The sequence below is a fragment of the Mycobacterium sp. 4D054 genome (assembly GCF_052245755.1).
Classification (GTDB): domain Bacteria; phylum Actinomycetota; class Actinomycetes; order Mycobacteriales; family Mycobacteriaceae; genus Mycobacterium.
The window spans coordinates 99,640-120,523 of sequence record NZ_JBQQCF010000002.1 but is presented as its reverse complement, the minus strand read 5'-3'; the positions used below and the strand labels follow the sequence as shown (position 1 = coordinate 120,523).

Annotated in this window: 19 protein-coding genes; 5 read left to right on the top strand and 14 right to left on the bottom strand. The window is 69.0% G+C overall.

Annotated features, from left to right (window positions below; translation table 11 throughout):
• Position 1 precedes the first annotated feature (1 nt).
• Together lepB and rplS are read right to left on the bottom strand one after the other, a co-directional pair.
• Positions 2 to 853: a signal peptidase I gene (lepB, locus tag ACTWP6_RS02075; protein WP_443186705.1), complete on the bottom strand. Its 852-nt coding sequence runs from the start codon at positions 851 to 853 to the stop codon at positions 2 to 4.
• 48 nt (positions 854 to 901) lie between these two features.
• Complete coding sequence (rplS, locus tag ACTWP6_RS02070) at positions 902 to 1,243, bottom strand: 50S ribosomal protein L19 (protein WP_260751473.1); 342 nt, start codon at positions 1,241 to 1,243, stop codon at positions 902 to 904.
• Positions 1,244 to 1,547: 304 nt separating this feature from the next.
• Between rplS and ACTWP6_RS02065 the strand changes: the two genes are divergently transcribed.
• Positions 1,548 to 2,486 carry a serine hydrolase gene (locus ACTWP6_RS02065; protein ID WP_443186704.1) on the top strand — a complete coding sequence of 313 codons (939 nt, stop codon included), beginning with the start codon at positions 1,548 to 1,550 and terminating at the stop codon, positions 2,484 to 2,486.
• Here ACTWP6_RS02065 and trmD read toward each other — a convergent pair.
• From trmD to rpsP, 4 genes are read right to left on the bottom strand one after another with little or no spacing between them, the layout of a single operon-like run.
• Positions 2,483 to 3,196, bottom strand: coding sequence for a tRNA (guanosine(37)-N1)-methyltransferase TrmD (trmD, locus tag ACTWP6_RS02060; RefSeq protein WP_443186703.1), 714 nt, complete (start codon positions 3,194 to 3,196; stop codon positions 2,483 to 2,485). The two genes, ACTWP6_RS02065 and trmD, sit on opposite strands and share 4 nt — an antisense overlap.
• 13 nt (positions 3,197 to 3,209) lie before the next feature.
• The gene (gene rimM / locus ACTWP6_RS02055) at positions 3,210 to 3,728 is read right to left on the bottom strand and encodes a ribosome maturation factor RimM (protein WP_260751468.1); all 519 of its coding nucleotides are present in this window, start codon (positions 3,726 to 3,728) and stop codon (positions 3,210 to 3,212) included.
• 11 nt (positions 3,729 to 3,739) lie between these two features.
• On the bottom strand, positions 3,740 to 3,982 hold the full coding sequence (locus ACTWP6_RS02050; protein ID WP_003928628.1) for an RNA-binding protein: 243 nt from the start codon (positions 3,980 to 3,982) through the stop codon (positions 3,740 to 3,742).
• Positions 3,983 to 3,990: 8 nt separating this feature from the next.
• Positions 3,991 to 4,467 (bottom strand): 30S ribosomal protein S16, encoded by a 477-nt coding sequence (gene rpsP / locus ACTWP6_RS02045; protein ID WP_260751452.1) that lies wholly within the window; start codon positions 4,465 to 4,467, stop codon positions 3,991 to 3,993.
• Positions 4,468 to 4,698: 231 nt separating this feature from the next.
• Between rpsP and ACTWP6_RS02040 the strand changes: the two genes are divergently transcribed.
• Positions 4,699 to 5,190: a nuclear transport factor 2 family protein gene (locus ACTWP6_RS02040; RefSeq protein ID WP_260751451.1), complete on the top strand. Its 492-nt coding sequence runs from the start codon at positions 4,699 to 4,701 to the stop codon at positions 5,188 to 5,190.
• Positions 5,191 to 5,210: 20 nt separating this feature from the next.
• Here the strand turns inward: ACTWP6_RS02040 and ACTWP6_RS02035 are convergent, their stop codons facing one another.
• Positions 5,211 to 5,630 carry a nuclear transport factor 2 family protein gene (locus ACTWP6_RS02035; RefSeq protein WP_443186702.1) on the bottom strand — a complete coding sequence of 140 codons (420 nt, stop codon included), beginning with the start codon at positions 5,628 to 5,630 and terminating at the stop codon, positions 5,211 to 5,213.
• A gap of 44 nt (positions 5,631 to 5,674) precedes the next feature.
• On the opposite strand from ACTWP6_RS02035, the gene ACTWP6_RS02030 reads away from it, so the two are divergent.
• Entirely contained in the window at positions 5,675 to 6,559 is an 885-nt protein-coding gene (locus tag ACTWP6_RS02030; protein WP_443186701.1) for a D-alanyl-D-alanine carboxypeptidase family protein, read from the top strand.
• Positions 6,560 to 6,637: 78 nt separating this feature from the next.
• On the top strand, positions 6,638 to 7,474 hold the full coding sequence (locus ACTWP6_RS02025) for a D-alanyl-D-alanine carboxypeptidase (protein WP_443186700.1): 837 nt from the start codon (positions 6,638 to 6,640) through the stop codon (positions 7,472 to 7,474).
• Between the two features lie 123 nt (positions 7,475 to 7,597).
• On the opposite strand, the gene ACTWP6_RS02020 is transcribed toward ACTWP6_RS02025, so the two are convergent.
• The 6 genes from ACTWP6_RS02020 to ftsY all read right to left on the bottom strand — a co-directional run bounded on the left by ACTWP6_RS02020 (position 7,598) and on the right by ftsY (position 16,216).
• The gene (locus ACTWP6_RS02020; RefSeq protein ID WP_443186699.1) at positions 7,598 to 8,692 is read right to left on the bottom strand and encodes an amidohydrolase family protein; all 1,095 of its coding nucleotides are present in this window, start codon (positions 8,690 to 8,692) and stop codon (positions 7,598 to 7,600) included.
• Positions 8,689 to 10,254 (bottom strand): signal recognition particle protein, encoded by a 1,566-nt coding sequence (ffh, locus tag ACTWP6_RS02015; RefSeq protein WP_260751447.1) that lies wholly within the window; start codon positions 10,252 to 10,254, stop codon positions 8,689 to 8,691. The genes ACTWP6_RS02020 and ffh overlap by 4 nt, the downstream gene beginning before the upstream one ends.
• A 51-nt stretch (positions 10,255 to 10,305) precedes the next feature.
• Complete coding sequence (locus tag ACTWP6_RS02010; protein WP_443186698.1) at positions 10,306 to 12,774, bottom strand: [protein-PII] uridylyltransferase; 2,469 nt, start codon at positions 12,772 to 12,774, stop codon at positions 10,306 to 10,308.
• An 81-nt stretch (positions 12,775 to 12,855) separates the two neighbouring features.
• Positions 12,856 to 13,194 (bottom strand): P-II family nitrogen regulator, encoded by a 339-nt coding sequence (locus ACTWP6_RS02005; RefSeq protein ID WP_003928638.1) that lies wholly within the window; start codon positions 13,192 to 13,194, stop codon positions 12,856 to 12,858.
• A gap of 33 nt (positions 13,195 to 13,227) precedes the next feature.
• Entirely contained in the window at positions 13,228 to 14,580 is a 1,353-nt protein-coding gene (locus ACTWP6_RS02000; RefSeq protein WP_260758037.1) for an ammonium transporter, read from the bottom strand.
• A gap of 217 nt (positions 14,581 to 14,797) precedes the next feature.
• Positions 14,798 to 16,216 carry a signal recognition particle-docking protein FtsY gene (gene ftsY, locus ACTWP6_RS01995; protein ID WP_443186697.1) on the bottom strand — a complete coding sequence of 473 codons (1,419 nt, stop codon included), beginning with the start codon at positions 16,214 to 16,216 and terminating at the stop codon, positions 14,798 to 14,800.
• Positions 16,217 to 16,244: 28 nt separating this feature from the next.
• Here ftsY and fni point away from each other — a divergent pair, with 28 nt between their 5' ends.
• Entirely contained in the window at positions 16,245 to 17,273 is a 1,029-nt protein-coding gene (gene fni / locus ACTWP6_RS01990; protein WP_443186696.1) for a type 2 isopentenyl-diphosphate Delta-isomerase, read from the top strand.
• 9 nt (positions 17,274 to 17,282) lie between these two features.
• Here fni and smc read toward each other — a convergent pair whose 3' ends face one another.
• Positions 17,283 to 20,867 carry a chromosome segregation protein SMC gene (smc, locus tag ACTWP6_RS01985; RefSeq protein ID WP_443186695.1) on the bottom strand — a complete coding sequence of 1,195 codons (3,585 nt, stop codon included), beginning with the start codon at positions 20,865 to 20,867 and terminating at the stop codon, positions 17,283 to 17,285.
• Positions 20,868 to 20,884 lie beyond the last annotated feature (17 nt).

Genomic DNA, 20,884 nt, shown 5'->3' with positions numbered 1-20,884 from the left:
GTTAAGTCTGCGGGTTCACCGAGCTCACAGCGCCCCACCGCCCGGGCGGCCAGGCGATGAACCGGGCCTTTCCGATGACATTCTCCTCCGGGATCGTCCCGGCCGTCGGGTCACCGGTGCAGAGCAGGCCGCGCTGTGCGTCGGCGGGCACGTTCGCGCAATGCGTCCGCGAGTCGGCCGAATGGGTGCGGTTGTCGCCCATCACCCACAGCCGGCCCTCGGGCACGGTCACCGGCCCGAACTCGTTGCCCAGGCACGGGTACACCGCGGGGTCGGCCATCATCGTCTCGGGGTCGAGGTACGGCTCGTTCAGCCGCTTGCCGTCGACCGTCAGACCGGTGTCGACCCGGCACTGCACGGTCTGTCCGCCCACGGCGATGATCCGCTTCACCAGATCGTTCTGGTCGGGAGGCACGAAACCGATGACCGACAGCGCGTTCTGCACCCATCGAACCGCGGTGTTGTCGGAGCGGATCGATTTGTAGCCGATGCTCCAGTTGGGCGGACCCTTGAAGACGACGACGTCGCCGGGCTCGGGCGAGGAGAACCGGTAGGTCAGCTTGTCGACCATGATCCGGTCACCCACACACCCGTTGCAGCCGTGCAGGGTCGGCTCCATCGACTCCGACGGGATCAGGTAGGGCCGCGCGATGAACGTCAGCATCACGTAGTACAGCACCAGCGCGATGCTGATGAGGATCGCAGCCTCACGGACCGCACCGCGCTTCTTCTTGCCCGGCAACTCGTCGCTCTCGGTCGCGACGGGATCGGGCTTTTCGAGTGTGCGCTCGGCGGACGAATCGTCGGGACCCGAGGATCCCGCGGGCCCGGAGGGGTCGGAAGCGGATGTCACGGGATCAGCGTAGCCACCGCGGCGTCACCGCCTGCGCGGTGAGCAGGCTCAGCGCTTTTCCTTGATCTTGGCCTTCTTGCCACGCAGCTCGCGCAGGTAGTACAGCTTGGCCCGGCGGACATCACCGCGGGTGAGCACGTCGATGTGATCGATGTTGGGCGAGTGCACGGGGAAGGTGCGCTCGACGCCGACGCCGTAGCTTTCCTTGCGGACCGTGAACGTTTCGCGAACCCCGCCACCCTGACGGCGGAGGACGACACCCTTGAAGACCTGGATGCGTTCCTTGGAGCCCTCGATGACCTTCACGTGGACGTTGACGGTGTCACCGGGGCCAAAGTCCGGGACATCGTCACGCAACGACGCCTGGTCGACGAAATCCAGCGTGTTCATCGGTGACACTTCCTTGCTGTTCGCGGCTCCGTACCGGCGTCGTGGTGACGCACACGGGACCGATGGGGTTTCGGACGTCTTGGGCAGGTCGTGCGGCGTGGACGTACCCGCCGTGCACAGACAACTGCCCAATTGTGCCAGACGCGGGGCTTATCCCCGAAATCCGGTGGCCACCGCCACGTCGGCGACGTGTTTGCGCCACCCGCGGCCGGTCTGTACCCGTTACCCTGGCTGTACCGGGCGGCAACGGCACGCTGTCCGGATTCGGGGACAGCGTCGGCCCACACATTACGGAGGAAGCACGATGCGACGGCCGTCACGGCTGTTCACGACCACCGCGGCGCTGACCGTCGCCGCGGCCACCGCCGCAGGGTGCACGGCCACGGGCAATTCGTCCTCACCGCCCCCGAACGGTCCGCACCTCACGGTGGTGGCGCCGCTGGGCACCATGGCCCCGCTGCCTGAGGCTCCTCCCGACGAACCTCCGGCCGCCTTCTCCGGTCTGCCCGACCGCGCGGCCCAGGCGACCGCGCAGGCCGCGGATGCCGGCGCAGAGATCACCACGGCGGTGCTGGACCGCAACACCGGCCAGCTGGTGACCAACGGCAACGACATGACGATCGCGATCGCCTCGGTGGTGAAGCTGTTCATCGCCGACGACCTGCTGCTTCAGGTCGCCAACGGGGATACCGAGCTGTCCTCCAAGGACCGCGCGTCGCTGGACCTCATGCTCCGGGCCTCCGATGACAGCGCCGCGGAGGTTTTCTGGAACCGCAGCGGCAGAAGCGCGATCATCGACCGGGTGGTCAAGCGCTACGGGTTGTCCGCCACCCGCCGGCCCGGTAACGGCCGCTGGTTCAACACCACCAGCACCGCGACCGACCTCGTCCGCTACTACGACATGCTGCTGTCCGGGGCCGGCGGCCTGCCGCCCGAGCAGGTGAAGATCATCCTGTCGAACCTCGCGGCGTCCACTCCCACGGCGCCGGACGGGATGGTGCCCGGCGGGGTCTACCCGCAGCGGTTCGGCATCCCGGAGGGCTTGTTCGCCGAACGCGTCGCAGTCAAGCAGGGCTGGATGTGCTGCGTCGGCGCCGACTGGATGCACCTGTCGACCGGTGTGGTCGGCACCGATCGCCGCTACATCGTGGTCATCGGTTCGATGCAGCCGGCCAGTGACGATGTCGCGCGTCAGACCATCACCGACGCCGTCAAGACGATGTTCCCCGGCGGCCGGATCTAGTCGGGCCGGTCCTGGCCGTCGTTGCGCTCCAGCAGGTCCGGGCGCCGCTCCTGCGTGCGCTGCAGCCCCTGCTCGCGTCGCCAGGCGGCGATCCGGGCGTGGTTACCGGAGAGCAGCACCTCGGGAACATCGAGTCCGCGCCAGCTCGCGGGCCGCGTGTAGCTGGGCCCCTCCAGCAGACCGCCGACCAGTTCGGAGTGCGAATCGTCCTGGTAGGAAGCAGGATTGCCCAGGACGTCGGGCAGCAGACGCACGACGGCCTCGATCATCACCACCGCGGCGGACTCACCGCCGGGCAGCACGTAGTCGCCGATCGAGACCTCTTCGACCCGCATCCGCCGGGCGGCGTCGTCCATCACCCGCTGATCGATGCCCTCATACCGCCCGCATGCGAACACCAGGTGGCGCTCCCCCGCCCACCGCTGCGCGGTGGCCTGTGTGAACAGCCGTCCTGCCGGCGACGGCACCACCAAAAGGCTTTCCGGCGTGCAGATCTCGTCGAGCGCCGCACCCCAGACCGGCGCTTTCATCACCATTCCGGGGCCGCCGCCGTACGGCGAGTCGTCGACCGAGCGGTGCACGTCGTGCGTCCAGTCCCGCAGGTCGTGCACCGCCAATCCCACGATCCCCGCCTCGATCGCTTTGCCGGGCAACGCCTGCCGCAGCGCGTCCAGGAACGCGGGGAAGATGGTGACGACATCAATCTTCACGGGCTCTGCATCCTCAGAGGTCGAGCAGACCCTCGGGAGGGTCGACCTCGATCGCGTTGTCCGCCAACGACACCGACACCACGATCGCCGACACGAACGGCACCAGCACCTCGGCGCCGTCGGGATCACGCACGGCCAGCAGTTCGCCCGCGGCGGTGTGCAGCACCTCGGCGACGGTACCCACAGGCCGGCCGTCGGTGGTGGTGACGACCATGCCCTCGAGTTGATGGTCGTAGAACTCGTCGGGGTCCTCGATCGGCGGCAGATCCGCCGAGTCGACCAGGAAGATCGTGCCCCGCAACGCGTCGGCGCCATCGCGGTCGCCGACACCCTGCAGGCGGACGAGCATCCGATCCCCGTGGGGACGCACGGTCTCGATGACGTAGTCACGCTCGGCGCCACCCCGCGACGGACGGCCACGCAATACGGCGCCGGGAACAAAACGGGCTTGGGGGTCGTCGGTGCGAACCTCGACCGAGAGTTCACCCGTGACGCCGTGCGCTTTGACGACGCGCCCGACAACCAGGTCCATCAGGTGCGACGCTACTGGTCGGTGTCCACCACGTCGACGCGGATCCCTCGACCGCCGATGCCCGCCACCAGGGTGCGCAGCGCAGTCGCGGTGCGACCGCCCCGGCCGATGACCTTGCCGAGGTCATCGGGGTGGACGTGGACCTCGACGGTGCGGCCACGGCGATTGGTCACCATGTCGACACGGACGTCATCGGGGTTGTCGACGATTCCGCGGACCAGATGCTCGACGGCGTCGACGACGACAGAGCTCACGTCCGCGCTCAGCTCTCGGACTCAGCAGGAGCCTCGGCGGCGGGCGCCTCGGCCCCGGTGGTCTCGGCCGACTCGGCGGCCTCGTCCTTCTTGGCCGGCGCCTTCTTCTTCTTCGGCGTGGTGGCCGCGGTGGCCGGGGCGCCGTCGGCCTCGGCGAGGGCGGCGTTGAACAGGTCCAGCTTGGACGGCTTGGGTTCCTTGACCTTCAGCGTGCCTTCCGCACCCGGCAGGCCCTTGAACTTCTGCCAGTCGCCGGTGATCTTCAGCAGCTGCAGCACGGGCTCGGTGGGCTGGGCGCCGACGCCCAACCAGTACTGTGCGCGCTCCGAGTCGATTTCGATGACGCTCGGCTCTTCCTTCGGGTGGTACCGGCCGATGACCTCGATGGCGCGACCGTCGCGGCGGTTGCGCGCATCGGCGACGGCGATGCGGTACTGCGGATTGCGGATCTTGCCGAAGCGGGCGAGCTTGATCTTGACAGCCATGGTTGAGCGACTTCTCCTGTGATTGCCACGTTTGCAATTCGAGCGATCACCGGCGGGATGCCGGGACCCGGTTTTGCCTTACGCGTGTGACCGCCACACGGCACATCCCGTCGAGGAAGCCGTGCGCGGACAGCCGCCTATTGTGCCAGACCGGCGCCCACCCGAGGAAATCCGCGGACCACCCGCCGCCTGTACCTTTACAAAACTGGCCCCGGATGTCACCTTCTAGCCATGGATGACGCCGCCGTGCTGGTGGAGATCGAGGCGATCAAGCAGCTCAAGGCACGCTACTGCAGATACCTGGACACCAAGGACTGGAACTCCTGGCGGTCGCTGTTCACCGACGACTTCCACAGCGACACCACCGGGGCCGGCGGCACAGTGATCGACGGCGCCGACGAGTTCGTCGCGTTCACCCGCAAAAGCCTCGGCGCCCGCGCGACCGTGCATCAGGTACACGCGCCGGAGATCGCGCTGTCGTCGCCGACGACCGCGAACGGGGTCTGGGCGCTGGAGGACGTGGTGCGGCTGGCGCCCGGGGTGAACATGCGCGGATACGGCCACTACACGGAGGCCTACGCGAAGATCGACGGCCGCTGGGTGATCACCTCGTCCACGCTGACCCGGCTGCGCGAGGACATCTTCAACCTCGCGGTGTCGGTGTACGTGTCGGACCGGATCAAGCGGACCGTGGGCCGGGTGGGCCGCCGGTTGGTGCGCTGAGCGCACAGCACCGTCAGGTCTCACATCAGCTTGTCGAAGCACTTCTCCTCGACCCGCCGGCTCATCCGCCACCCTTGCCGGGTGCGAACGAACTCGTCGACGTACCAGATCCCGACGAAGTAGATCTGCGGGTTCTCCCCGCCCATCACCATCGGATTGAAACAGATCGCCCGGCACGACGCCCTGTCGCCGTCGATGCGGATGTCGGCATTGCTGACGAGGTGGTAATACGCCGGGAAGTTCGGCAGCACTTCCTTCAGCCACGCCTTCACCTCGGGGAAGGCCCCGTCGACGCCGCCGCTGACGCGGTAGTCGATGTAGGCGTCCGGGGTGAAGACGGCGTCGAGGTCGTCGAACCGCCGTCCGTCGATCGCGCTCGAGTAATCGATCAGCAGTTGCTGGATCTCCAGCCGGTCCGAGATCTCCTCAAGGCTCAACATGGCTCGATTGAACACGACCGGGGCGCGGTTTAGGCTCACCTGTCGTGCGAACGCTTCTCGCGTGCCTCGGCGCCGTGCTGTGCCTGACCGGTGGGTTCTCCCTTCCCCCGGCCGCCGCAGTGCCTGTCACGGGGATCGTGCAGCCCGCAGGGTCGACGCCGATCCCCGACGGCCCCGCCCAGGCCTGGATCGTCGCCGACATGGACACCGGCGAGGTGTTGGCCGCCCGCGACGAGCACGGGCATTACGCCCCGGCCAGCACCATCAAGGTGCTGCTGGCCATGGTCGTGCTCGACGAACTCCCGCTGGACGCGACCATCGTCGCCAACGAGGCCGACACCAGGGTCGAGTGCAACTGCGCCGGGGTGGCTCCCGGTCAGACGTACACGACCCGTCAGCTGCTGGAGGCTCTGCTGCTGGTGTCGGGCAACGACGCCGCCAACACGCTGGCCACCATGCTCGGCGGGCACGACGTCGCGGTGACGAAGATGAACGCCAAGGCCGCGATGCTGGGCGCCTACGGCACGAACGCGGGCTCGCCATCGGGTATCGACGGACCCGGCATCGACATCTGGTCCACCCCGCACGATCTCGCGGTGATCTTCCGCGCCGCCATGGGCAACCCGGTGTTCGCGCAGATCACCGCCCAGCCCACCGCGGTGTTCCCGACCAAGGCCGGGGACGTCGTGCTGGTCAACCAGGACGAACTGCTGCACCGCTATCCGGGCACCTTCGGCGGCAAGACCGGCTACACCGATCTGGCCCGCAAGACCTTCGTCGGCGGCGCTGCCCGCAACGGCCGCCACCTGGTCGTGGCGCTGATGTACGGGTTGGTCAAGGACGGCGGGCCGACGTACTGGGACCAGGCAGCGGCCCTGCTGGATTGGGGTTTCGCGCTGGGCCCGAACTCCGGCGTCAGCCGGCTCTGAGCCGGTCCGGGAACTCGATACCCGAAGGAGACCTGTTCGCGCGCCGGACGAGTCCTTTCCCGATTAGCGTCGCCACTCGTGCGAAGACGACTCGCGGGGCTGGCGCTCGCCCTCAGCGCGGTGCTGCCTGCGGCCCCGCTGTCGGCTGCACCGACTACGCAAGCCCAGCCTGCCGCTGAACCCGTTGCAGCGCAACCACTTCCGGATGGACCGGCCCAGGCCTGGCTGGTTGCCGATCTCGATACCGGTCGCGTGCTGGCCAGCAAGGACCCGTACGGCAGCTACGCCCCGGCCAGCACGATCAAGGTGCTGCTGGCGATGACGGTGCTCGACCATCTTCGGCCGGACAACTTCGCGCGCGCCAACGAATCCCACACCAAGGTCGAATGTTCCTGTGTGGGGCTCAAACCCGGGCAGGCCTACACCACCGCGCAACTGGTCGCGGCGATCCTGATGGTGTCGGGCAACGATGCGGCCAACATGCTGGCCGACATGCTCGGCGGGCAGCGGGTCGCCGTCGCGGCGATGAACCGCAAGGCAGCGCTGGTCGGCGCACGCGGCACCAAGGCGTCGTCGCCGTCGGGACTGGACGGACCCGGCTGGGAATCCGTCACCACCCCGCACGACCTCGCCGTCATCATGCGCGCGGCACTGAAGTATCCGTTGATCGCGCAGATCATGCGGTCCCCGTCCGCGCCGTTCCCCGGAAAGACGCTGCACAACCAGAACGAGTTGCTCAGCCGCTATCCCGGCGATCTCGGCGGGAAGACGGGTTTCACCAACCTGGCTCGCAAGACCTACGTCGGCGCGGCGCAACGCGGCAACCGGCGCCTGGTCGTCGTCCAGATGTACGGCACCGGCGACCTCTACGGTCAGGCGATCCGGCTGCTGGACTACGGATTCAGCCAGCCGTGAGTCGCGAAGTCGCAGCGCCCTCAGGCGCCACAGCTATCCGCATACTGCAGGGCGCCACTCGCACTTCTCCTGCAGAACGTGGATAGCTGTGACGGACGACGCCGCCGGCGCCAGGTCACCACATCAGTAGACGACGCCCCGCAGCATCACCAGTGTCGGGTCGGCCAGCACGCCGGCCCCTGAGCGCGGATCCTCGCGGTAGCACACCAGGTCCGCCGACGCGCCGTGGGCCAGGCCGGGACGGCGCAGCCACTCGCGGGCGTCCCAGCATGCCGCGCCGAGCGCCTCGGTGGGCGTCATGCCGATGGCCTTGAGCGCGTCCACCTCCTCGGCGATGCGGCCATGCGCCACCGCGCTGCCCGCATCCGAACCCGCGAAGATCGGCACGCCCGCCTCGTGTGCGGCACCGATGCGGGCAGAACAGGATTCGTAGAGCGCCCGCATGTGCTTCTGATAGGCCGGGTACCTGTGCGCCGAGGCGGCGATGTCCGGGAAGTTCTCGATGTTGATCAGGGTGGGCACCAGCGCCGTGCCGTGCTCGACCATCAGACCGATGGTGTCCTCGGTCAGCCCGGTGCCGTGTTCGATGCAGTCGATGCCGGCCTTGATCAGGCCGGGCAGCGCGTCCTCGCCGAACACATGCGCGGTGACGCGGGCGCCATTGGCATGCGCGGCGTCGATCGCCGCCGCCAGCACGTCGTCGGACCACAGCGGCGCCAGATCCCCGCTGTCGCGGTCGATCCAGTCCCCTACCAGCTTGACCCAGCCGTCTCCCCAGCGGGCCTGCTCGGCCACCGCCTCCGGGAGCTGCCATTCGTCTTCGAGCTCCTGGGCGAACCCCCGGGAGTACCGCCGCGGCCGCGCCAGGTGACGTCCGGCGCGAATGATGCGCGGCAGTTCGGGGCGGTCGTCGAAGCTGCGGGTGTCGGTCGGCGAGCCGGCGTCGCGCAGCAGCAGAGCGCCCACGCCACGCTCGGTCTCGGCCTGGGCGATCGCCTCGTCCATCGGGATCTCGCCCTGCGGCCCGAGCCCGACGTGGCAGTGCGCGTCGACGAGCCCGGGCAGGATCCAGCCGTCATCCCCGTCGGCGCCGAAAACCGTCTCGGCGCCGGCCACCGGCTCCGCGCTGAGGCGTCCATGGACGATCCACCACTCAACGGGTTCGCCGTCGGGCAGGCTGCGGCCCCGCAGATGCAGCGGGGTGCGGTCGGCCGTCAATTCTTGGGGAACTTCAGCTTCGACAGATCGATGTCGGCCAGTCCCGGCGGCAGCTCGTCGAGCCCCTTGGGCATGTTCGACAGGTCGGGGAAGCCGGCAGGCATCCCGGGCATACCGGCGCCGAGCGGATTGCGCTTCGGCGGCGTCGGTCCCTTGCGTCCCTTCTTGCCCGCCTGCTTGTTCTTGCCCTTGCCGGCCTTACGCGTGTTCTTGCGGCCGAACGGCATCCCCATCTGTCCGGCCATCTGCGACATCATCTTGCGGGCATCGAAGAACCGGTCGACGAGCTGGTTGACCTCGGCCACCGTGACGCCGGAGCCGTTGGCGATACGCAGCCGGCGGGAGGCATTGATGATCTTGGGGTCCGCGCGCTCCTGCGGCGTCATACCCCGAATGATGGCCTGCACGCGGTCGAGCTGGCTGTCGTCGACCGCGGCCAGCGCATCCTTCATCTGGCCCGCACCGGGCAGCATGCCCAGCAGGTTCCCGATCGGCCCCATCTTGCGGATCATCAGCATCTGCTCGAGGAAGTCCTCGAGCGTCAGCTCACCGCTGCCGATCTTGGCCGCGGTGGCCTCGGCCTGCGCGGCGTCGAAGTGCTGCTCGGCTTGCTCGATGAGGGTCAGCACATCGCCCATGCCGAGGATCCGGCTGGCCATCCGGTCAGGATGGAAGACGTCGAAGTCCTCGAGCTTCTCCCCCGCCGATGCGAACAGGATCGGCACCCCGGTGACCTCCCGCACCGACAGTGCCGCGCCGCCGCGGGCGTCGCCGTCGAGCTTGGTCAGCACCACACCGGTGAATCCGACGCCCTCGCGGAACGCGTCGGCGGTGGTCACCGCGTCCTGACCGATCATCGCGTCGAGGACGAACAGCACCTCGTCGGGGTTCACGGCGTCGCGGATCGCCGCGGCCTGCGCCATCAGCTCCTCGTCGATGCCGAGCCGGCCCGCGGTGTCGACGATCACCACGTCGAAGAGCTTGGCCTTTGCCTCGGCCAGACCCGCCGCCGCCACCGACACCGGATCGCCGGTGGTCATCTGCTCGATCGTCGCGCCGTCCGGGGACACGCCCGGGTGCGGCGCGAACACGCTCACGCCCGCCCGCTCACCGACGATCTGCAGCTGGTTGACCGCCCCCGGCCGCTGCAGGTCACAGGCCACCAGCAGCGGGGTGTGCCCCTGGCCTTTGAGCCACCGGGCGAGCTTGCCTGCCAGCGTCGTCTTACCCGAACCTTGCAGACCGGCCAGCATGATGACCGTCGGTGGGTTGCGCGCGAACGCCAGCTGGCGCGTCTGGCCACCGAGGATCCCGATGAGCTCCTCGTTGACGATCTTGACGACCTGCTGGGCGGGATTCAGCGCCGCGGACACCTCGGCGCCCTTGGCGCGGTCCTTGATGCGCGAGATGAACGCGCGCACGACGGGCAGCGAGACGTCGGCCTCGAGAAGTGCCAGTCGGATCTCGCGCGCGGTGGCATCGATGTCGGCGTCGGTGAGCCGACCCTTGCCGCGCAAGCCCGAGAGGGCTCCGGTCAACCGGTCGGACAGGGATTCAAACACGAGGCCAAGCCTATCGCGGGCGGCGCAGCGGGTTCGGGGCGCTGCTGGCCACTAGCTGGCCTCGACGGCTGCGGGCTTTGCCGGCGGGGCCGGCAGAACCGCGTACAGTTCCCGTTCCACGTTGTGCCGGGCCGCCGGGTCGTCTGTGGGCAGCACGATCCCGAACGCGTCGACCACCGACGAGCCCATGGTGGTGACCTTGGCCCATGCGATGTCGGCCCCGGCGCGTTCGAACACACGGGTGAGCACGGCGAGCAGGCCGGCGCGGTCGGTGGCCCGGATCTCGGCGACCGCCTGGCCGGCGCCCGCGCCGTCGTGCCACAGCACCCGTGGTGGTGCCGCAGGAGCGTTGATCGGCACCGCGGCGCGGATCTCCCCCGCCCGGACCGTCCCGGCGGCGTCGGCTTCCTTCTTCTCCAGCAGGCCCATCACATCGAGTTCGCCGTCGAGGGCGAGAATCAGCTGCTGGCGCAGCAGCTGCGCGGCGGGCGGGGTGCCAAAGTGCGGTGAGACCACGAAACTGTTGATGGCCGAGCCCTCGTGTCCGTTCACCGACGCCGAGTGCACGCGCAACGAGTTCAGCGCCAGCACCCCGGCCGCTTTGGACAGCACCCCGCGGCTGTCGGGGGCGATCATCGTGACGTTGTAGATGTGCGGCGTGTCGGCGGGAGTCAACTCCACGTGGACCCCGACCTCGCGGGCCAGCTCGACGAACCGCGGATCGATGGGATCGGGATGCGGAAACGGCTCCCCGGCCATCACCAGCCGACAGCGGCGGACGAGTTCGCCGATCAGCGACGCCTTCCAGTCGCCCCACACCCCGGGACCGGTAGCCAGCGAGTCGGCCTCAGCCAGGGCGTGCAGCAGTTCGAGCACCACGGGGTCACCGTCGAGCGCGTCCACGACGGCGGAGATGGTGGTGGGATCCTGCAGGTCACGCCTGGTCGCGGTGTGCGCCAGCAGCAGGTGATGGCGCACGAGGGTGGACAGGATCTTGATGTCCGACGGCCACAATCCGAGCCGGCTGCCGATCTGATCGGCCAGTTCGGCGCCGATGACGCTGTGATCGCCGCCGCGGCCCTTGCCGATGTCGTGGACCAGCGCGCCGAGCACCAGCAGGTCGGGACGCGACACGCGCGTGGTGAAAGCGCTTGCACGGGACACTGTTTCGACGAGGTGGCGGTCGACGGTCCAGATGTGGACGACGTCGCGCGGCGGCAGGTCGCGCACCGCGCCCCATTCGGGAAACAGCCGGCCCCACAGCCCGGTGCGGTCGAGGGCCTCGATGGTGGCCACCGCCGACGGCCCTGCCGCCAGCATCACCAACAGATCCTTGAGGGCCTGCCGCGGCCACGGTGTCCGCAGTTCCGGCGCGGCCGCGGCCAGCCGACTCAAGGTCGAGGCCGCCATCGGCAGCCCCGTGGTCGCCGACGCGGCGGCCACCCTCAGGATCAGTCCGGGGTCGCGCTCCGGACGGGCGTCGCGGGCCAGGATCACCTCGCCGTTGAACTCGATGACCCCTTCGTCGAGCGGTCGGCGGACGGGTCGGCGGAGCACGGCCAGCCCACGTCGGGGCAGCGCGTTGGCCGCGGTGCGGATACCCGCGTCGACGTAGTAGCTGACGGTGCGGGCGGCATCGGAGAGCATGCGCGCCAGGTCGAACCGATCGCCGATGCGCAGCGCGGCACCGATCTCGTCGGCGTGCTGGGCCAGCAGGAGTTCCCGGCCGCGGCCGGCCACCCGGTGCAGCTCGGTGCGGACGTTGAGCAGCGAAAGATGCGCCTCGCCAAGGGTTTCGATCGGTGAGGCCAATGAACGGCTGGGGTAAACGTCGGCCAACTGGGCGATCGCCAGCGCATTGAGGAGTTGGACGTCGCGCAGCCCACCCCTGCCGCACTTGAGATCCGGCTCGGCGCGGTGCGCGATCTCGCCGCTGCGTTGCCACCGGGCTCTGGTGTGCTCGACGAGTTCGTCGAACCGCGACGCGATCCCGGTGCGCCACTGCCGCCGGGCCCCGCCGATCAGCAGTGCGGACAGGTCGCCGTCACCGGCGATGTGCCGCGCCTCGAGCATCGCCAGCCCCGCCGAGATGTCCTCACCCGCGACGCGCAGCGCCCCGGGCACCGTACGGACGCTGTGGTCGAGACGAATGTTGGCGTCCCACAATGGATACCACAACAATTCGGCCACCTCAGCGACGTCCTCGGGTGGCATGTTGTCGTGCAGCAGCATCAGATCCAGGTCCGAGTACGGCAACAGCTCGCCGCGCCCCAGACCGCCGGTCGCGACGATGGCGAACCCGCTCGTCGCGGTGATGCCGATCTCGGTGGCCTTTGTGGTGAGCCAGAAGTCGTAGAGATCGAGCAGTGCGTCGCGCAGCGCCGCCGCGTCGAGCTGGTGGCTGCCGGAGACCAACTGCTCGGCTGCGGCGACGAGATCGGTTGCCGGCCGCGACGATACCGCCGCCGGACGCTCCCAACGGGGAGCGCCGGCGGCGGAATGAGATTTCTGCTCTTTCATGGGTTGTCCTCCCGGCACTTGACGATCCAGCACTCACACGGCGCAAATGCCGGGAGACGACCATTCACTCCACGTTACGGATCAAAGGGCATCGGCCCCGCGTTCACCGGTGCGCACCCGCACCACCGCCTCGACCGGACTGACCCAAACCTTGCCGTCACCGATCTTTCCGGTGCGGGCGGCCTGGACGATGACGTCCACCACCTTGTCGACGGCGGCGTCGTCGACGACCACCTCGACGCGCACCTTCGGGACGAAGTCCACCGAGTACTCCGCGCCGCGGTAGACCTCGGTGTGTCCCTTCTGCCGGCCGTAGCCCTGGACCTCGCTGACGGTCATGCCGAGAATGCCCGTCTGCTCCAGACCGGTCTTGACATCTTCCAGCGTGAACGGCTTGACGATCGCGGTTATCAGCTTCATGTAGTTGATCCCTTCCGATGAAATTGTCGCCGGTCAGGCGAGCTCGTAAGCCGTTTCGGCATGTTCGGTTTCATCGATACCAGTGTCCTCATCCTCCTTGGACACCCGCCAGCCCAGAGGCTTGACGATGAACGCGATGATGGCGGTCATGATTGCGGTGAACACTACGGCAACCAGTGCGATCACGATCTGCACCACGAGTTGCTGGAAGCCGCCGCCGTAGAACAGCCCGGTTTCGGTGGCCAGCAGACCGATGCCGATGGTGCCCCACAGGCCGGCCACGAGGTGCACACCGACGACGTCGAGCGAATCGTCATACCCGAACTTGTACTTCAGCGCGATGGCCAGCGCGGACAGCACACCCGCGACCGCACCGAGGATGAGCGAACCGATCGCGCTCAGCGAGCCACACGCCGGGGTGATGGCCACCAGACCCGCCACGATGCCCGATGCCGCGCCCACGCTGGTGGCGTGACCGTCCCGGATACGCTCGACGAGCAACCAGGACAGCATCGCCGCTGCGGTGGCGGCGGTGGTGTTCACCCACACCGCACCGGCCAGCATGTCGGCGGCGCCCTCGGAGCCTACGTTGAAGCCGAACCAGCCGAACCACAGGATCGCCGCGCCGAGCATCACGAACGGGATGTTGTGCGGCCGGAAAGCGGTCTTGCCGAAGCCTGTCCGCTTTCCGAGCAGGATTGCCAGCACGAGAGCGGCTACACCGGCGTTGATGTGCACCACGGTGCCACCGGCGAAGTCGATGGGCGACACGTTGGCCACGCCTTCGTCATCGACGCCGAAGAGCTTGGCCGCGATGCCGCCCTCGGCACCGGAGAGCAGGCCGCCGCCCCAAACCATGTGCGCCAGAGGGAAGTACACGAGCGTGACCCAGATGCCGCCGAACACCAGCCAGGTGCCGAATTTCATGCGCTCGGCGACCGCACCGCTGATCAGCGCGACGGTGATCACCGCGAAGGTGAGCTGGAAGGCCACCCACACGATGGCCGGTACGGTGCCGAAGCCGCCGAGCACATAGGTGCTGACCCCGTCGACCTCGCGGACCTCGGTGAGCTGGCTGAGCCCGAACAACGCGAAGGGATTGTCGAAGACCCCGAAGAAGTTGCCCTCCCCGGTGTGCGCCGACGAGAACGACATCGAGTAACCCCACAACACGTAGATGACGCTGACGACTCCGATCGAGCCGAACGACATCATCATCATGTTGAGGACGGACTTCTGCCGGGACAGACCACCGTAGAAGAACGCCAGGCCCGGGGTCATGAACAGCACCAGCGCTGCGGAGGTGAGCACCCATGCCGTGTCTCCGGCGCTCAGTCCCCCTTCCCCGAATGGCGCGAACTGGTCGTCTGGCAGGGCCAAGACCACATCGTGTAAGCCGAATGCCACTTTGTGTGAACCTCCTTGGGATGACGGCCGACCACGATCGGCCTCCCGAAGAGACTCTTTTGCGAGCGTTTCACCTGTGATTCTGTTGTGTTTCGCCGACGTGAACGGACGCGCCGATGTCGTTACGCTCGTGTTTCACCAGGGGTGATCAGCAAAATTCCGGAGCACTTTCTGGGAATTCGCTGTCCGCCGAACGTCAGCCGAGCAACGCGTCGACGAACGCCGCCGGCTCGAACGGAGCCAGATCGTCGGGTCCCTCGCCGAGGCCGACGAGCTTGACCGGCACACCGAGCTCCTGTTGCACACGGAACACGATGCCGCCCTTGGCCGTCCCGTCTAGCTTGGTCAGCACCACGCCGGTGATGTCGACGACCTCGGCGAAGACCCGGGCCTGCGGCAGGCTGTTCTGGCCGATCGTCGCATCCAGCACCAGCAGGACCTCGTCGACGGCGGCGCGCTTGCCCACCACGCGCTTGACCTTGCCCAGCTCGTCCATCAAACCCGTCTTGGTGTGCAGGCGGCCGGCGGTGTCGATGACCACGACGTCGGCGCCGGACTCGATACCGGTGTCGACGGCGTCGAAGGCGACCGAGGCCGGGTCGGCCCCTTCCGGACCACGCACCACCTGCGCGCCCACCCGCGACGCCCAGGACTGCAGCTGATCGGCGGCCGCCGCACGGAACGTATCCGCCGCACCGAGCACCACGCGGCGACCGTCGGCGACGAGCACGCGGGCCAGCTTGCCGACGGTCGTCGTCTTACCGGTGCCGTTGACACCCACGACGAGCAACACCGACGGTTTGTCGGCGTGCGGCAGCGCCTTGATCGAGCGATCCAGGTCGGGTTGCAGCTCGGCGATCAGGACCTCACGCAGCACAGCCCGCGCGTCGGCCTCGGTGCGCACACCGCTGCTGGCCATCTTGGCCCGCAGTGAGGTGATGACCGACTCGGCGACGACCGGACCGAGGTCGGCGATCAACAGCGTGTCCTCGACCTCTTCCCACGAGTCCTCGTCGAGGTCGCCGCCGCCGAGCAGCCCCAGCATGCTGCGCCCCAAGGTGTTCTGCGACTTCGACAGCCGGCCGCGCAGCCGGTCCAGCCGGCCCTCGGTGGGCGCGATGTCCTCGATCTGCGGTGCCACGGGCTCGGCGGTCTCCGTGGCCGGCTCCGGCGCGGCGGTCTCGGGAAGCGCGTCGGGCTCGGGGACCTGTTCCGGTTCGGGGACCACCTCGGGTTCCGGTGCGGGGGGCGCGGCGGGAGCCTCGGTGACCGGCTTCTCGACGGGCTCAGGCGGCAGCACCGGCGGCTCGGGCAAGCGGACGTCGGCGATGGGACGCTTGGGTGCGTCGCGCGGGATGGTGGCATCATCGCCGACGGCGGGTAGACCACTGGTGTCTATCCTTTCCGGGGCCTTCGGTGGGGCCTGCACCGGTGCCGACTGGGCGAATGTGATGCCTGACTTGGCGGTATAGCCGCCCGAACGATCGACGGGAGTGGCAGTGTCTGGAGCCGACAACTTGATCCGGCGACGGCGGTACCGCACCAGGCCCACGACGAGCGCGACGAGCAGCAGAACGGCGATGACCGCGATCGCGATCCAGAGACCTTCACTCACCGCCCCATTGTCTCAGGGGACCTGACCGGTGACGTCCGACCCCGGCTCCGCCCTGCAGCACCGCAAACGCCGGCACATCGACGTGTGCCTCACCGAGGCCGTCGACTACCAGACGGTGAGCACCGGTCTGGAGCGCTACCGGCTGCCTTACAACGCGCTGACCCAGACCGATCTGGGCGGCGTCGATCTGAGCACCGAGTTCCTCGGCTGCCGGTTGCGCGCCCCGGTGCTGATCGGTGCGATGACCGGCGGCGCCGCGCTGTCGGGAATCATCAACCGAAATCTGGCCGCCGCGGCGCAACAGCTCGGTATCGGGATGATGCTCGGCTCGCAGCGCGTGATGCTCGACGACGCCGAGGCGGCGTCGAGCTTCGACGTCCGCGGCGTGGCGCCCGACGTGCTGCTGGTCGGCAACATCGGGCTGGCGCAGCTTCGTACGTCGATGATGACGGGGCTGGCCGCGGCCCTGGACAAGGTAGGCGCCAACGGCCTTGCGGTGCACACCAACCCGCTGCAGGAAGCCATGCAGCACAACGGCGACACCGATTTCTCGGGCTCGATCGCACGGCTGTGCGAGGTCGCCGGGGAGATCGGCTACCCGGTCATGCTCAAGGAGGTCGGCCACGGCATCGGCGGCGCCGCCGCCGAGCAGCTCATCGACTGCCCGATCGCCGCCGTCGACGTCGCGGGCGCCGGCGGCACCTCGTGGGCGCGCATCGAGCAGTTCGTCCGCTACGGCGACGTGCGCTATCCGGCACTGGCCGAATGGGGCATCCCGACCGCCCAGGCGTTGACAGAGGTGCGGCGCGTCCTTCCCGACATGCCGCTGGTCGCCTCCGGTGGCATCCGCACCGGAATGGACGCCGCCAAGGCGCTCGCGATGGGCGCTCGGGTGGTGGCCGTCGCGCGGCCCCTGCTCGCCCCGGCCGTCGAATCCGTCGACGCGGTGGTGGACTGGCTGCAGCGCTTCCTCGACGAGTTGCTGGTCTGCCTGCACGGGAGCGGCGCGTCCGACCTGGCGGCGCTGCGCGAGCGCGGAGTCACCCCGCTCGCCTGACGATGACTGTCAGGACGGGCTGGTGACGAGCTCCTGGCCGCGCATCCGCTGCGAGATCACCGTCGTGATGCCGTCGCCGCGCATCGTGACACCGTAAAGCGCGTCGGCGACCTCCATCGTCGGCTTCTGGTGGGTGATGACGATGAGCTGCGAGCGCTCCCGCAGCTGCTCGAACAGACTGATCAGGCGCCGCAGATTGACGTCGTCGAGCGCGGCCTCCACCTCGTCCATCACATAGAACGGCGAGGGCCTGGCCCGGAAGATCGCCACCAGCATCGCGACCGCGGTCAGGGACTTCTCACCACCGGAGAGCAGCGACAGCCGTTTGATCTTCTTGCCCGGAGGCCTGGCCTCGACCTCGATGCCGGTGGTGAGCATGTCGGACGGGTCGGTCAGCAGCAGCCGACCCTCACCCCCGGGAAACAGCGCGGAGAACACCTGCGTGAACTCGCGCTCGACATCCATGTATGCCTCGGTGAAAACCTGAAGGATCCGCGAGTCCACGTCGGCGATGACGTCGAGGAGGTCCTTGCGGGCGGCCTTGACGTCCTCGAGCTGGGTGGACAGGAAGTTGTAGCGCTCCTCCAGGGCCGCGAACTCTTCCAGTGCAAGGGGATTGACCCGCCCCAGCTCGCGCAGCTCTTTCTCGGCGCGCTTGGCCCGCCGCTCCTGGGTGGCGCGGTCGTACGGCATCGGCGCCGGCGCCACCACCTGCTCACCGCGCTCACGGGCCTGCTCGTACTCGACCATCTCCAGTTCGGTCGGTGGCAGCGCAACATCGGGCCCGTACTCGCCGATCAGGTCGGCGACGGCCATGCCGAACTGTTCGAGCACCTGCTGCTCCAGCTGTTCGATCCGCAGCGCCGCCTGGGCCTTGGCGACCTCGTCGCGGTGCAGCGCGTCGGTGAGCGCCGCGATCCGGGTGCTCAGTTCGTTGACCTCTTCGCGGGCCTTCGTTAGCGCGCCCGCCCTGACCTGGCGTTCGGCGGCGACTTCGTCGCGCACACGCGACGCCACCGCCACCGCCTCGCTCAACCGCCGGGCGACGAGCCGTCCGGACTCCGCGACGGCTGAGGCGACTGCGGCCGCATGCACGCGCGCCTCCCGCGCCCGCGCCGCCCGCGCCCTGGCCTCACGCTCGGCGACCGCTGCGCGTCGCAGCGAATCAGCACGTCCTCGAACGGCGTTCGCCCGTTCCTCGGCGGTACGCACGGCAAGCCGGGCCTCGACCTCTGCCGAACGGGCGGCCTCGGCCGCGGCCGTCGACTCCGACCGGTCGACGACCTCGACGTCGAACATCGGCTCCTGCTGGGCCTGGTGCAGACGCTGTTCCAGTTCGGTCAGTTCCTCGACGGTGCGGTTGCGGCCTGCCTCCAGTTCGTCGCGCTGCTTGATCAGCCGCTGCCACTCGTCGTCAGCCGCCCGGGCATCCTGCCCGAGGCGACCGAGCTGCTCGTAGATCGCCGAGATCGCGGCGTCGGACTCGTTCAGCGCGGCCAGGGCCTGTTCGGCGGCGTCTTGGCGCGCCGACTGCTCGGCCAGTGCACCGGACAATGCCGCCGAGAGTTCTCTGGTCTGCCGCTCGGCGGCGGCCAGTTCGGTGCGGGCCTTGTCCACCTCGGAGGTGATCTCCAGCGTGCTGGGTTTGCGATCCGAGCCGCCGCTGACCCACCCCGCCCCCACCAGATCGCCGTCGGCGGTCACGGCGCGCAAGTGAGGTTGGGCGGCAACCAATTCCAGCGCGGAGGCGAGGTCGTCGACGACCGCCACACCGGCGAGCATCGCGGTGACCGCGCCCCGGATCCGCGGCGCCGGGTCGACCAGGTCGCCGGCCCACGCGGCGCCCGCCGGCAACGGCCCCGTCACCGGTGCCTGAGCCGCCCAGTCCCCCAGCACGATGGCGGCCCGCCCGCCGTCGGCCTCCTTCAGCGCGACCAGAGCCTGCCTGGCGGCCCCGGAGTCCTCGGCGGCGAGCGCGTCGGCCGCCGCACCCAGGACAGCCGCCACCGCGGCCTCGTGCCCGGGACGCACCTTGACGAGATTGGCGAGGGAATCGAAAAGCCCTCCGCCGCCGTGGTTCTCTTTGAGCCAGGCAGCACCGTCGCGGCGCTCCAGGCCCACCGACAGCGCGTCGATACGGGCCTGCAACGACGCCACCTGGCGCTCGGCGGCACGCTCGGCGGCCTGCAGTTCGGCAACACGTTCGTCGGCCAGACGCAGTGCCGCCACGGTGCGGTCGTGGTGGTCGTCCAGACCGACCTCGCCGGCGTCGAGTTCGGCGACCCGGCCCTGGACGGTGTCGAACTCGGCCTGCGCCTGCTGGGCGCGGGCGGCGGCCTCGTCGATGCCGGCGGTCAGCCGCGCCACCGTCTCGTCGACGGAGTCCACCCGGGTGCGCATGGTGTCGACCTGGCCGGACAGCCGGGCCAGACCCTCGCGGCGGTCGGCCTCGGCGCGGGCGGCCGCCATATGGGCGCGCTCTGCCTCGGCGGCCGCCCGTTCGCGCTCGCTGAGTTCCTCTCGGGCGGCCTCCAGTCGGGCCTGGGACTCGGCGAGCGCGTCGAGCAGCTGCCGTTCCTGCTCGGCGACGGCGTCGGCCTGGGCTTCGAGCTCGTCGGGGTCGGGACCGGCGGAGAAGTCGGGCTCGGCGTCGAGGTGCTGGGCCCGTTCGGTGGCGATGCGCACCGTCGCGCCGACCCGTTCGGCCAGCGCGGAGAGTCGGAACCATCGCTGTTGAGCGGCATCGGCCCGCTCACTGAGGTCCCCGACGGCGTTCTCGTGGGCGTCCAGTTCGCCGGTCCTGGCCTCCAGCCGCTCGCTGAGTTCGTCGTGCTCCCGGCGCAGCGCCGTCTCGGCCTGGTTGGTGTCGTCGAATTCGGCCTTGCGGATGACCAGGTCGTCGGCGGCCAGCCGCAGCCGAGCGTCCCGCAGGTCGGCCTGGATGGTCTGCGCCCGGCGCGCCATCTCGGCCTGCCGGCCCAGCGGTTTGAGCTGACGGCGCAGCTCGGTGGTCAGATCGGTCAGGCGCGCCAGGTTCGCCGACATCGAGTCGAGCTTGCGGACCGCCTTTTCCTTGCGTTTGCGGTGCTTGAGGACCCCGGCCGCCTCCTCGATGAACGCGCGCCGGTCCTCCGGGCGGGATTCCAGGATCTCGGAGAGCTTGCCCTGACCCACGATGACGTGCATCTCGCGGCCGATGCCGGAGTCGGACAGGAGCTCCTGCACGTCCATCAAACGGCAACTGCTGCCGTTGATTTCGTACTCTCCCGCGCCGTCGCGGAACATCCTGCGGGTGATCGACACCTCGGAGTACTCGATGGGCAGCGCGTTGTCGGAGTTGTCGATGGTCAGGGTCACCTCAGCGCGGCCGAGCGGTGCCCGCGACGAGGTGCCGGCGAAGATGACGTCTTCCATCTTGCCGCCGCGCAGCGTCTTGGCGCCCTGCTCCCCCATCACCCAGGTCAGCGCGTCGACGACATTGGATTTGCCCGAGCCGTTGGGACCGACGACGCAGGTGATGCCCGGTTCGAAACGCAGAGTCGTCGGCGAGGCGAAGGACTTGAAGCCCTTCAGCGTCAGACTCTTCAGATGCATGACGCGTTACCCTACCG